The sequence below is a fragment of the Nostoc sp. DedQUE04 genome (assembly GCF_034530995.1).
Lineage (GTDB): Bacteria > Cyanobacteriota > Cyanobacteriia > Cyanobacteriales > Nostocaceae > Nostoc.
Window position 1 is genome coordinate 17,222 of the sequence record NZ_JAVRCA010000019.1, and the last position, 13,133, is coordinate 30,354.

The window sequence follows — 13,133 nt, forward strand, 5'->3', positions numbered from 1 at the left end:
TCGGCTTGCATTGTTAATGCGTCGGCCGCCTTGTTAATGCGTCGGCTTGCATTGTTAATGCGTCGGCCGCCTTGTTAATACATCGGCTTGCATTGTTAATGCGTCGGCTTGCATTAAAAACGCTACACTTTACGCAAAACTGTACTAAGTAAAGAGTTGTGCTATCTAGAACATTGAAAACTAACCCTTTCAAGGTGACTCGTAAAATCTCTTTTTTCTCTCTGGGCTGCGCCAGTTGCTACCCTTCGGAAACATATATTGTGGGGTGGGCATCTTGCCCGCCCTGATTCATGAGCGTGCAGGATGTCCACCCCACAAAATTGAGTAATTTCTTTGTTGGAAGTGCCACTCAATTAAGGTGCAAGGGCATTACCCCGAATTAGACTACCAATAGTTTTGGCAGTAATCTTCAATTGGGTGATGGGATTAGCTGGGACAACAGTCTTATACAGATAGCTATCGAATGTTAGCCGTTGTACATCGAGGTCATCGCACATTTCCACAAAGGCTTCGCGGGTGGCGTCAGAACGATAGAATACGGTTTGCAGAATGTCCAGCACCTTATAAGTGAGTCCGTATCTTTTATCCCAACGCTTCAGGTAAACCTTCAGGTCGCCTTCTGTAGGAATCCGGCTACCACTGTTAGATGCTTCGACAATGGTTTCGGCACACATCCGCCCAGATTTAGCGGCGAAATAAATACCTTCACCAGAAGACTTGGTAACATAACCAGCAGCATCTCCCACCAAGGCGATGCGACCGACAACACGACGGGGACGGGGATGTTCGGGAATGGGGTGCGCTTCAACTTTGATGATTTTACCGCCAGCTAGCTTCTCGGATGCACGAGCGCGGATACCAGCTTGTAACTGTTTGATGCTGGCTTTATTGATCTGCATTGTGCCAGTACCGACAGCTACGTGGTCATATTTGGGGAAAACCCAAGCGTAGAAATCGGTAGAAACGTCATCACCGACATACATTTCGGCGAGATTGTTATAGTAGGCCATTTTGTCTTCGGGTAAGCGAATCCGCTCTTGGAAGGCGATCGCATAATTGTAATCCCCAGCGTCCATTTCTTTGGCAACGCGGGAATTAGCCCCATCTGCCCCAATAATTACATCCACCTTCAGAGTTTTGGCAATACCCTGTGATATCCCATCTGTGTGGTCAACGTAATGAATCGTATAGGGATCGGTATTGTTTCCTGGTATATCAAGTTTATGAACAGTGGCATTAATTAAATTTGCGCCTAGTTTGGCCGCGCGATCGCGCAAAAAGCCATCTAGTACTTCCCGGCGGCACATTCCTATATATTCATCTTCATTTATCAGATTGATATCAACCTCGCGATTGGAAGGCGAAATCATTTTCATCTTCCGTACCCGGCGATCGATAATCTCTGGTGGTAAGTCAAATTCACTCACCATACATAGGGGAATTGCACCCCCGCAAGGCTTCGCATTGTCTAGCTTCCGCTCAAACAGGTAGGTTTCAATCCCAGAGGCTGCCAGTGTTTCTGCGGCAGATGAACCAGCAGGGCCTGACCCAATAACAGCAACCCGTAGTGTCAAAGGTCTTTCTCCCAATCTTCACATTTACCGAGAGCATACTACCACGGTCTTTTGGGTGATTTGGCGCTTTACCTCTAGGTTTCTGCTTAAATGCAATATTCCTTAATGTTTCGATACGAATTGAACCTGGGGCATTGGGCATTGGGCATTGGGCATTGGGCATGGGGCATTGGGCATTGGGCACTTGTACTGAGCGGAGTCGAAGTATTGGGCATTGGGCATTGGGCATGGGGTATTGAGTATTTGCTATTGAGTATTGGGAAGAATGAAGAACAGGACTTACGCAAAATCATGAAAAACGAACTGCATAGATGCAGAGCGGCTTCTTGCAGGGTAGAACGCACAAAAATAAGAGTTTTAGAGAGCTTTTGCGTAAGTACTAAAGAATATTGGTTAGTGCCAATGCCCAATGCCCCAGTTATAAAATATGCAAATTTCCTTATTCGATTCTTTTACTAGACAACTTAGTACTGCCGCAATTAATGGATATCAAAAACATATTTCTCCGCACAAAGGTTTTGCTTGTGCCCACAGAATACTATATGGCGGCGAATCTTGCTCTCAATACATTAAGCGGGTAGTTGCCAAGGAAGGATTAAAAGCAGCTTTTGTTAATTCCCACGAACGATTTCAAGCTTGCAAACAAGCCAACCAAATTTTGCGAATGCAGAGCGAAAACTCAGAAGAATCTACAGAGGATGAAGCAGACATGCAGCAACGACAAGCATCTGGTAAAGTTGCTCAAAAATCCTCATTTATTAGTAGCGACAATACCAACTGTTTTGATTGTGCTGATTTGGGCTGTAATTGTGTCGAGATCGTTAGCATAACACCCGATTGTGGTTCCCTAGATTGTGGTGCTGCTGATTGTAGTTCCCTAGATTGCAGTGGTGCTGATTGTAGCTTCCTCGATTGTGGCAGTTGCGGTAGCTAAATCTTGTTCATCCATAAATAACAATGTATGGTATATGTAGGACACAGTAATCCTACCAAGGATCTGTAGATTTAGTTGCAGAGGTTATAGTAGCAGTGGGTATAGTAGTTGAGAACGTCTCCAAACAATTCGGGAGTTTCAAGGCAGTTGATGAGGTTAGCCTAGAAATTAAGAGTGGTTCGCTAGTTGCATTACTTGGGCCATCGGGATCGGGTAAATCTACGCTACTACGGTTAATTTCAGGTTTAGAAATGCCAGATAGCGGCAAAATCCTGCTTACCGGTAAGGACGCTACATACCAAAGTGTGCAACAGCGAAATATTGGGTTTGTATTTCAGCACTACGCCCTATTCAAGCATCTGACAGTTAAGCAAAATATTGCCTTTGGCTTAGAAATTCGTAAGGCACAGCCAAAGAAGATTAAAGGACGGGTAGAACAGTTACTCGAATTGGTGCAATTGACTGGATTAGGCGATCGCTATCCATCACAACTTTCTGGCGGTCAAAGACAACGGGTAGCTTTAGCCAGGGCTTTGGCAGTAGAACCGGAAGTTTTATTGCTAGATGAACCTTTTGGCGCACTTGATGCTAAAGTTCGCAAAGACTTACGGGCATGGTTACGCCGCCTCCATGATGAAGTTCATGTTACCACAGTTTTCGTCACCCACGACCAAGAGGAAGCAATGGAAGTCTCCGATGAGGTTGTGGTGATGAATAAAGGACGTGTGGAACAGGTAGGGACACCAGCAGAAATTTATGATAATCCCGCCACCGCATTTGTAATGAGCTTCATCGGCCCGGTGAATGTATTACCCAGCTCTTCAAAGATTTTTCAAAGTAGCGGGTTTGATGCGCCACACCCACAAGTATTTTTGCGTCCGCAAGATGTGATTTTAGAAAAGGCTGCAAACGGTACGACTACACCTGCAACAGTAAGCCGATTAATACATTTGGGTTGGGAAATTCAGGTGGAATTAACTTTCGATGACGGGCAAGTAGTGATGGCGCATTTAACACGCGATCGCTTTAATGACTTAAAGTTAGAACCTCTACAGCGAGTGTATGTGAAGCCAAAGGATGCAAAGTCCTTTCCAGTGTCTTATTCAATTTGAATGAGGCAGGAGGCAGGAGGCAGGGGGCAGGGGGCAGGGGGCAAGGGGCAGGAGGCAGGAAGTGATATTAGCCATCCTAAATCATTCGTAAACAATCAAATCCCCGACTTCTTAAAGAAGTCGGGGATCTTGTTATTGCGATTTTTATCAATCAGATAGGATTGCTATGTATAGCACAAGCCTTGGTGATTAGGACATTAACAGATGATAAAACTTAGACACAAAAAGACTTTTCACCCAGTCCCCAGCGATGCACTGAGCTTGTCGAAGTGTCCCCAGTCCCCAGTCCCCAGTCCCCAGTCCCTTGGTATATCTGAAATAATTAGCTACCCTTGGTTACACTATCTCCAGGCCCGGCGGTGACAATCACCAGATTTTCTGGCTTAATTAAATCTTCAATTGCCTGTTGCATATTAGCCATAGTGACTGCTTGAATCCGTCGAGGAAACTCTCGGATTTCTGACCGTGAAAGCCCTAAAACAGCATTATCCAAAATGATGCTTGATACATCACTAGGATTAGCTAAATCCACGGGGTAGCTATTGGTAATTGAGCGTTTTGCCGTGTTTAATTCAGCCTCAGTTACTCCTTGCTCGCGTAACTGTTTTAGTAAAGCGAGAGTACTGGCGATCGCTTTTTGGGCATCAAGAGGAGCAGTTTGCATTTGAATCAAGAACGGCCCCGGATTAATCCCGGCGGCAAAACCACTATATATACCGTAGGTTAAACCTTGGCGATCGCGCACTTCCGTACCCAAGCGGCTGGCTAAGGTATCACCACCCAAAATTTGATTTAGCACCAGTGCCGCATAATAACGCGGATCTTTCCGAGAGATGCCGTTGTAGCCGATGTAGGTGACAGCCTCAGCTTTACCGGGAATTACTTTATTTAGTTGTGTCAAAGTTTGCGGAAATGGTACGGTTGGTATTTTGAGAACAGGTGGCTTACCTGTGGCTTGCCATTTACCAAACACTTCATTTAGCAAAGCTTTTACCTTAACTGAATCAAAGTCTCCCACCAAAGCGATCGTCGTGGTATCCGGTCGGTAGTGTGTCTGGTAGAAACCAAGCAAATCATCACGAGTAATAGTCTTTAAACTCTCGGCTGTGGGAAAGCTGTGGAATGGATGATTTTCAGGGTAAATTGCCTGTTGGAATACTTGCCTTCCCAAACCTCTAGGGTCATCTAGTTGGACTTTCAGACTTGTCAATGCCCTTTGACGACTCAGTTCTAACTGATCGGCGGGGAAAGTGGCGTTTTCTAACACATCTGCTAGAGTTTGAATTAATATTGGCAAATTTGCTGAAAGTCCCTCACCGCTGACGTTAACTCCCTCACGGCTAGCACCGAAGCTCAAACCGGCTCCCAGGTCTTCTAAGGTTTTTGCTAGGGTCAGAGCATTTTTAGTCTGTGTCCCATTCATTAAGTTGCTTGCAGTTAGATTCGCTAATCCAGCTTTTTGATTGCCATCAAATTCAGCACCAGCGTCAATTTGTCCGCTCAAGTTAATGGTGGGAAGATTGCGATCGCTCAACAGCAGAACCTTCAAACCATTCTTTAAGGTAAACTCTTCTGGTAGTGATTGTTTATTAGAATCTGTTTCTGATGTGGCAGGTGGCAAATATTTTGCTAGTTCTGCTGGATCTACAGGCTTACCAGGGCTGAAATTTTCCACCGTGCGACTAGAACCAGCGCTAGAAGTTCCTGGCTTACCATCTGGTTGAGTCGGCTCAAAGAAACCGATGGTTTGTTGAGCCGGATTGAGGTAAGTTTTCGCTGCTTTTTGGACTTGAGCAGGAGTTACTTTCGCGATCGCAGCCAGATACCTTTCAATAAAATGATAATCCCCTGCGATCGTTTGGTTATATCCCAGTTGATTAGCTTGACTCGTGATATCTTGATTACCCAAAATATATGAGGCTTGCAGTTGCGTCTTCGCCCGCTTCAACTCTTCTGAGGTGACAGGCTGTTGTTGCAATTTTGCTAAAGATTCCTGGAGTACCTGGGTAATTTTCCCTAGTTCTTGACCGGGAGCCGCCGTAGCATCAATTTCATACCAACCCGGTTCGATGAGTTCAGCAGCACCACCACTCACTGAACTAGCGAGTCCAGATTCCACCAAAGCCTGATACAGTCGAGAACTACGTCCACCTGTAAGAATGGCATCCATCAAATCAATTGCCGGAACATCAGGATGTTTGATATCTGGCAAAGGATACACCGCTTGCAATAGTGCTGCACTTCCAGGTTGCTTGAGGACAATCGGTGCTTTTTTCGCAACAGGGGTAGACGGGGAAGCGTTAGCAATGGAAGAAGATGCCGAGGAATTATCAATTGCTCTCCTGGCATTAGGGAGTGCCGTATTCTTTTTTGGTCGTTGGGATAACTTACCAAAAGTTTCTTGGACAACTTTGAGTGCGGGTTTTGTGGCAAAATCCCCCGTAATCACCAACGTGGCATTTTCTGGGCTGTAATAGGTTTGGTAATAATTCCGTACCTGCTCCACCGTGAATTGCTCGACATCGGCTTTTGTGCCTCCCACCGATAAACCATAAGCTCGATTGGGGAAAGCAGCCCGCATCACTGCCCGACTCAGACGATAACCTGGTGAATTTTCGTATCCTTGTAACTCGGAGATCACCACCCGCTTTTCACTGGTGAGTTGTTCAGGCCCAATTAAGGAATTTTCCATGCGATCGGCTTCTAGTGTCAGCAGTGCTTCTAATTTGTCTCGCTGTACTGTGCCAAAGTAAGCTGTTTCGTCATAACTAGTAAAAGCATTGAACTGGCTACCCAAAGCACTAAACAACCGTCCAAACTGTACAGGACGGTCATTTGTACCTTTGAACATTAAATGTTCTAGCTGGTGAGAAATACCATTCTCTCCCTTAACCTCGTTGCGCGAGCCAACTTTATACCAAACTTGCACACTCACCACGGGAGCAGTATGAACTTCCTTGGTTAATACCGTTAAACCGTTGTCTAATACTGTTTTTTGCACTCCTTGGGTGAATGAGAGAGCAGAGACAGGTGTGACTGCTGTTGGCGTTGCAGCATTAGTGAAATTGCCAGCCATTGGCACGATAGTTAAAATAAGGCTGAGGAAAAATCCTAAAAGCATCATGTACGATCGCCGTTTCATAAGCAATACAAAATTTCCAATTTTAAAATAAAACCCCAAAGGGTATTTCAAAATTTAAATCTAACTCAAGTTGCTAGTTATTGAGGGAATAAGACGAAAATGAAATCAAATCCCCTCAAAGGAGATGATATATAAACTTATTGCTGTACTACTTTTTTGCCCATAGCATATCTGGGTGCATTTGTTAAAACTACCCAAGGGTTATTAGGTGCGGCGATAAAACTTTTACAGAATATTAGAAATTATTGCAAATAGATTAACAAGCATTGCAATGTGTTTCTTTTTACACGATTGTAGTAATATCTACTTTTAAAATTGGTTTGATACCTGTTGTCATCCCATTCGGGTAAGTATCTCGGTCAAACTAGCAAAAACTTTTTTAGATATGCAAACAAGAAACTTGATTGGATCGTTCACATTAGGTATGCTGTTAACAGCAATACCTGTATTATCAGCTAATGCCTCAGAAGTAGTACCAAACTTATACCAGTTTCAAGGTAAGAATATCAACATTAGTTACTCAACGACAAGCTTTACTGGCAAGCCCCTTTTTACCTATAAAGATAAGCAACAGACATTAAACTTTCAAGGTACCGATCAGATCCGTACTGTAGAAACAGAGATTGGTACACTCGTAACTGTAACTATCCGTAGGACAGTAGATACTGGCAATATCGTGTTTACTTTGATCTTACCCCGTGTAAACCTTGGAAAAAGCAACTCAGCCGCAGTAGAAACTAAGGGAATCACAACAACAAACCTCTTTTCTGTGATTCCTAAATTCAACCAGGGGCAAAGACAAACTTATACGACAATCCATTTAACTGGTATAGCTCAAGCTGTCGCGTTTTAAGTACACAAGAAGGATAAAAATATTAAACTTCTTGCTTGCATCGAGAAAAGCGGTAATACTGTTCGGTTAAGGCAAGACGCGATAAATCGCCGTCTCTACAATAATCAGTCCTTCGTAAAGAGGGTGATTTATCGCATCTTTAACGATCTAGAATTTTCATCAAAAAACCTTAACCAAACCGTATTGAGAGTGAAGGTAAATAATTGTTTGCCTTCACCATTATCGCTTAACTTTTTGTCAACGTTAATATCGCGTTATTTATGAAATAGATGATAATTTAAATTAAGTAAATTTTAGTTTTATACAATTTTTGATTAAAAATTATCAAGACTTTTAAGAGTATTTTAAATGATTTGATTTTAACTCATCTATTAATACCGATGTCGGGGAAAACTTTTTGTGTCAATTGATTATTGATTCAGTTAGTTTAGCCTCCTAGAGTGGGCAATGCCCACCCTACAAAGTTGCTAAACTTCAATATCCAAAGCACGTACCAAAAAAGCCCATTTATCTGCGGCTTCCTCGATAATTTTAGCGGTGGGTTTACCCGCACCATGTCCGGCTTTCGTCTCAATTCTAATTAGCGTTGGCACATCACCTGCGTGAGCCTCTTGTAAAGCGGCGGCAAATTTGAAACTATGAGCAGGGACAACGCGATCGTCATGGTCGGCTGTGGTAATTAAGGTTGCTGGGTAAGCTGTATTTGGTTTGATGTTATGTAATGGCGAATAAGCATACAGCGCCGGAAACTCTTCTGGATTATCCGCAGAACCATATTCGGAAGTCCAAGCCCAACCGATGGTAAATTTGTGGAACCGCAACATATCCATGACGCCGACTGCTGGTAACGCTGCACCAAACAAATCGGGACGCTGCGTTATACAAGCACCCACTAATAAACCGCCGTTACTACCACCTGCGATCGCTAGCTTCTCAGTTTTAGTATACTTATTAGCAATCAGCCATTCAGCAGCACCAATAAAGTCATCAAAGACATTCTGCTTTTTATCCTTCATTCCTGCTTGATGCCATTCTTCACCGTATTCTCCACCACCACGGATATTAGCCATAGCATAGACACCACCCATCTCCATCCACATCAACAAACTCACAGAAAAACCAGGTGTCATTGAGGCATTAAAACCACCATAAGCATAGAGATAAGTAGGGTTATTTCCATCTAATTTAATACCCTTTTTGTGCGTAATAAACATTGGTACTCTAGTACCATCTTTGCTGTGATAAAAGACTTGTTTTGTCTCGTACTCATCAGGATTAAAATCTACCTGTGGTTGACGGAAAACCTGACTTTTTCCTGTCACCATGTCGTAGCGATAAATAGTGCCTGGTATGGTAAAGCTGGTAAAACTATAAAAAGTTTCAGTATCATAACGCTTACCCCCAAAGCCTCCGGCTGAACCGAGTCCTGGTAGTTCTAACTCTCGAATCAACGCACCTTTAAGGTCAAAAATTTTGATTTGACTGTGAGCATCTTTGAGGTAATCAGCAAGGAGTTGATTATTAAGTATACCGACACTTTCCAAAGTTTCTGCTGATTGGGGAATAATTTCTTGCCAATTTTCTGAGGTGGGGTTTTTCGTGTCAATCGCAATAACTCTTCCCCGCAGTGCATTTAAATCTGTGCGAAAATAAAACACGCTATCATCATTGTCGATAAAGCTATAATCTGCCTCAAATTGGTTAATTAGTTCTACGACTTCCGCATTAGCGTTAGTTAAGTCTTTGTAAAAAACCAAATTTTTAGAGTCAGTCCCTAGCCAAATTGAAATTATTAGATAGCGTCCATCTTCAGTAACGCCACCACTAAAACCCCATTCTTTTTGGTCAGGACGATGATAAATTAGTACGTCTTCTGATTGGGGTTTCCCTAGTTGATGATAGTAGAGCTTTTGATAATAGTTGACATCTTCTAATCGAGTTTTTTCATTTGGTTCATCGTAGCGACTATAGAAAAAACCTTGATTATCGTGTGTCCAAGATGCTCCAGAAAATTTAATCCACTTCAGATGGTCTTGGAGGTCTTCCCCAGTTTCAACATTGCGTACTTTCCACTCTTGCCAATCAGAACCGGAGGAGGATAGACCATAAGCTAAAAGTTTCCCATCCTCGCTAATCGACAATCCTGAAAGAGCAACAGTGCCATCTTCTGAGAGTTTATTGGGATCGAGTAAAACTTGGGGTTGGTCGTCGAGGGTTTTCAAAGTGTAAAAAACACTTTGATTTTGCAGTCCATCATTTTTGAAATAAAAGTAACGTTCGCCTTCTTTAAAAGGAATACCGTATTTTTCATAATCCCAAAGTTTGGTAAGGCGCTGTTTAATTTTTTCCCTAGCAGGAATTTCACTCAGGTAGCCAAAAGTAACTTGATTTTGTGCCTCAATCCAAGTTCTTGTTTCTTCGGAGTCAGGATCTTCTAACCAACGGTAAGGATCTGCAACTGAAGTACCGTGGTAGTCATCGACTTGATTGCTCTTATGGCTGGTTGGGTAAGTGAGATTTTCAGAAGAAGGCATAGTCTTAGGTCAAAGTGCTTCTTTACATACTACAAAGATAGACCCAAGACTTGGGACAATAGTACTAGGTTTTTGGATTTTGAACTCAGAATTGGGTTTGGGGAAAAGGTTAAAGGGGAAAGGTTAAACGGCAAGTATTGAGACTTGGGGTATACACTTTAATTGTTCTCAAAAAGAAAGCCCCGGCTTCTGACGGGGCAATACGTGCTATTTTGATATAGAACAATTGTACTACTAAAAAATAGTATTAGCTTTTATCGAGATAGAAGCGTGTAGAGTTTTCCCTAAAATCGAAGTCTTTTGGTTGATTTAGTTAACGAGTTTCTCTCCTTTCAGCATTCGCGCTGCGGCTTCAAGTAGAGCTTCTTCGAGATAGGGCTTGGTAAAGTAGCCACTAGCACCGAGTTGAGCGGCAATTTGTCTGTGCTTGTCTGCACCGCGCGAGGTGAGCATTGCGATCGGTAAGTGGTTGAGGTTAGAGTCTTTCTGGATGCGAGAGAGTAATTCCAGACCGTCGCAACGGGGCATTTCGATATCGCAAAATACGATATCGCAAGGCAGACCAGAGCGGAGTTTATCCCAAGCTTCCTGACCGTCACGTGCCTGTTCTACGCGATAACCTGCTTTGTTAAATGTCAGGGATAGCAATTCTCGAACTGTAATTGAGTCATCGACAATCAGCACTGTCGGGTCAATCTTCGCGGGAGAGGTATCTGGAGGAGTGAGTTTTTGTTGCCAAGAATTGCCACCAGCTTGTGTAGAAATCCGTCCCTGGAAGATGTCAATTATTTCCAGTACATCAGCAATGGGCATAATCCGACCATCACCCAGAACTGTAGCACCAGCTACACCAATGGGTTTAGGTGCTGGCCCTTCAAATTGCTTAATTACAATTTCTTGTTCGCTTAACACCAGGTCAATCTGTAGAGCAATCAGGGTATTTGCCGATCGCACCACAACCACAGAAACCATATCATCATCTCTGGTGCCGCCATAGACATTACCGCGACTGATTTGGCGATTGAAGGTTAAAAGTTCCTTCAGGGGTCGGAATGGTAGCACCGTATCGCGCCAGGAAATAAATGATTGCCCATTGGCATCGTGCTGAATATTTTTGACTGGGATATCCAGCGTATCTTCTACACCATCCATCGGGAAGGCGATCCTGGAGCGATCGGAGACGCAACAGAGAGCTTTACAAATACTTAGAGTCAGTGGTAAACGAATGGTGAAGGTGGTTCCTTTGCCGATCGCAGAATCGGTGTTAACTGTTCCCCGAATTTCGCTAATCTCGGAGCGCACCACGTCCATACCCACACCACGACCAGAAATTTCATCGGCTTGGTCTTTAATCGTAAAACCAGACTGGAACAGCAGATCGTAGACTTCCAGGCGAGACATCGCTTTTGCCTGCGCTTCTGTAATCATACCAATCTTCACAGCCTTAGCCTTAACCTTTGCCGAATCGATGCCTGCACCATCATCGCCGACAGAAATGATCGTTTGGTTCCCTTGGTGGAAGGCACGGATAGTAATGATTCCCGCAGGTGGTTTACCAGCAGTTTGCCTTTCTTCTGGCGTTTCAATACCGTGAGCGATCGCATTATTCAGCATATGAGTCAACGGATCGGTCAGATGATCCAAAATCATCTTGTCAATTAAGGTATCGCCACCTTCGATCACCAACTCTACTTGTTTGCCACACTTGATGGCGTTGTCGCGCACTCCTCGCCGCCAGCGATCGATAGTTTGAGCAAAAGGCACCATTCGCGCTCTCGTTAATCCCTCTTGTAACTGGGTGGTTACTTGGCGGAACTGCCTTGCTACGCGCTCGGTTTCTTCGGTAACAAAATCAATGTCACTAGCCGACTCACGTACTCGTACAATGCGCTCAATCATCTGCTGTGAGAGTGTGTGAAAGGGAGTAAAACGATCCATTTCTAGTTCGCTAAAACCCCTGTCGGCATTGGAATCAGACGTTTGTAACCCAGGGTCTTTCTTTTTACGTCCAGCTAATAGAGAAGCTTCCAGTAGCGATCGCTCGTACAACTCCTGCATCCTTGCGCCTACATCTGAGAGTTGTTGTACCTGAATTAGCAAGTTATCTAATGACTGTCGCAGTCGTTCATGATCCTGCTCTAAAGTATTGCGGTTTACCACCAACTCCCCAACTAAATTACTCATATCGTCCAGTTGCTTAACTGGAACCTTCATCGTTTCTTCAAATCTCGCAGCCCGACGACTAGAGGGACGGGTAGCTTGGCTGGTGTTCGATTTTACTACAGTAGAATGGGATATTGTTTGATTCGCTTCTGCCAGCAATTTCTCTAAGTCACCAAATTCATCTTTTATGGCTGGTGATGGAGTAGCATTTTTAGCTGAGACTGGTTGAGTGTTGAAGGGCTGGCGTTGGCGTAGACTGTCGTAGACATCGTTGTTGTTATCTGTACTTAGCAAGTCTTCCAAGGCAGCAAAATCTACTTCTGGTATCTTCTTAGCTTTAGGGATGGGTGCTACGTCCTCTCCTAATAATGCTGCCAAGTCTGCAAATTCATCTTCTTGAGCAACTATTTCAGTGGTTTCTGTAAACAATAAATTATTTTCAACAACTGTGTTTTCCCTTAGATCGAAGGTAGTTTCTAAATTATTATTTTCCTCAGTCTCTAAAAGTTCTGGGCTTGTCTGGACTGAATCTGAAGTTTCTCCAAAACTGATGGTTTCTGATAGTTCGTCCACAGTATTCTCTGTGGTTTCCATTTGAATATAGGTCAATTCATTTGTTGCGACATCTTCAAACAGCAGTTGTGGATTTTCATCGATAGAGCCGAACAAATCACCTGGCTGTGCTTCGGATAATGCTGAATCTGAAGTTTCCCCAAAACTAATGGTTTCTGATAGTTCGTCCACAGTATTCTCTGTGGTTTCCATCTGAATATAGGTCAATTCATTTGTTGCGACATCTTCAAACAGCAGTTGTGGATTTT

8 protein-coding genes are annotated in these 13,133 nt (G+C 43.6%); 4 read left to right on the plus strand and 4 right to left on the minus strand.

Going from position 1 to position 13,133, the window contains the following annotated elements:
* Positions 1–353 precede the first annotated feature (353 nt).
* Positions 354–1,574: a geranylgeranyl reductase gene (chlP, locus tag RM049_RS15400; RefSeq protein ID WP_322675610.1), complete on the minus strand. Its 1,221-nt coding sequence runs from the start codon at positions 1,572–1,574 to the stop codon at positions 354–356.
* 105 nt (positions 1,575–1,679) lie between these two features.
* Here chlP and RM049_RS15405 point away from each other — a divergent pair, with 105 nt between their 5' ends.
* The 3 genes from RM049_RS15405 (at position 1,680) to RM049_RS15415 (ending at position 3,620) form a co-directional block, all read left to right on the plus strand.
* Entirely contained in the window at positions 1,680–2,033 is a 354-nt protein-coding gene (locus tag RM049_RS15405) for a hypothetical protein (protein WP_322704802.1), read from the plus strand.
* A complete protein-coding gene (gene yidD / locus RM049_RS15410) occupies positions 2,002–2,508 on the plus strand; it encodes a membrane protein insertion efficiency factor YidD (RefSeq protein ID WP_322704803.1) in 507 nt (168 codons plus the stop codon). The genes RM049_RS15405 and yidD overlap by 32 nt, the downstream gene beginning before the upstream one ends.
* 95 nt (positions 2,509–2,603) lie before the next feature.
* Entirely contained in the window at positions 2,604–3,620 is a 1,017-nt protein-coding gene (locus RM049_RS15415) for a sulfate/molybdate ABC transporter ATP-binding protein (RefSeq protein ID WP_322704804.1), read from the plus strand.
* A gap of 322 nt (positions 3,621–3,942) precedes the next feature.
* Here the strand turns inward: RM049_RS15415 and RM049_RS15420 are convergent, their stop codons facing one another.
* Positions 3,943–6,762, minus strand: coding sequence for a pitrilysin family protein (locus tag RM049_RS15420; protein WP_322704805.1), 2,820 nt, complete (start codon positions 6,760–6,762; stop codon positions 3,943–3,945).
* Between the two features lie 385 nt (positions 6,763–7,147).
* Here RM049_RS15420 and RM049_RS15425 point away from each other — a divergent pair, with 385 nt between their 5' ends.
* Entirely contained in the window at positions 7,148–7,615 is a 468-nt protein-coding gene (locus RM049_RS15425; protein WP_322704806.1) for a hypothetical protein, read from the plus strand.
* A 467-nt stretch (positions 7,616–8,082) separates the two neighbouring features.
* Here the strand turns inward: RM049_RS15425 and RM049_RS15430 are convergent, their stop codons facing one another.
* A complete protein-coding gene (locus tag RM049_RS15430; protein WP_322704807.1) occupies positions 8,083–10,149 on the minus strand; it encodes a prolyl oligopeptidase family protein in 2,067 nt (688 codons plus the stop codon).
* 309 nt (positions 10,150–10,458) lie between these two features.
* Positions 10,459–13,133 (minus strand): hybrid sensor histidine kinase/response regulator (locus tag RM049_RS15435; RefSeq protein WP_322704808.1); only part of this gene is annotated, 2,675 nt, incomplete at its 5' end.

Coding starts and splice junctions, on each gene's coding strand:
- yidD (WP_322704803.1), top strand. CDS start 2,002: ATGCAAATTTCCTTATTCGATTCTTTTACTAGACAACTTAGTACTGCC.
- RM049_RS15405 (WP_322704802.1), top strand. CDS start 1,680: ATGTTTCGATACGAATTGAACCTGGGGCATTGGGCATTGGGCATTGGG.
- RM049_RS15425 (WP_322704806.1), top strand. CDS start 7,148: ATGCAAACAAGAAACTTGATTGGATCGTTCACATTAGGTATGCTGTTA.
- RM049_RS15420 (WP_322704805.1), bottom strand. CDS start 6,762: ATGAAACGGCGATCGTACATGATGCTTTTAGGATTTTTCCTCAGCCTT.
- RM049_RS15430 (WP_322704807.1), bottom strand. CDS start 10,149: ATGCCTTCTTCTGAAAATCTCACTTACCCAACCAGCCATAAGAGCAAT.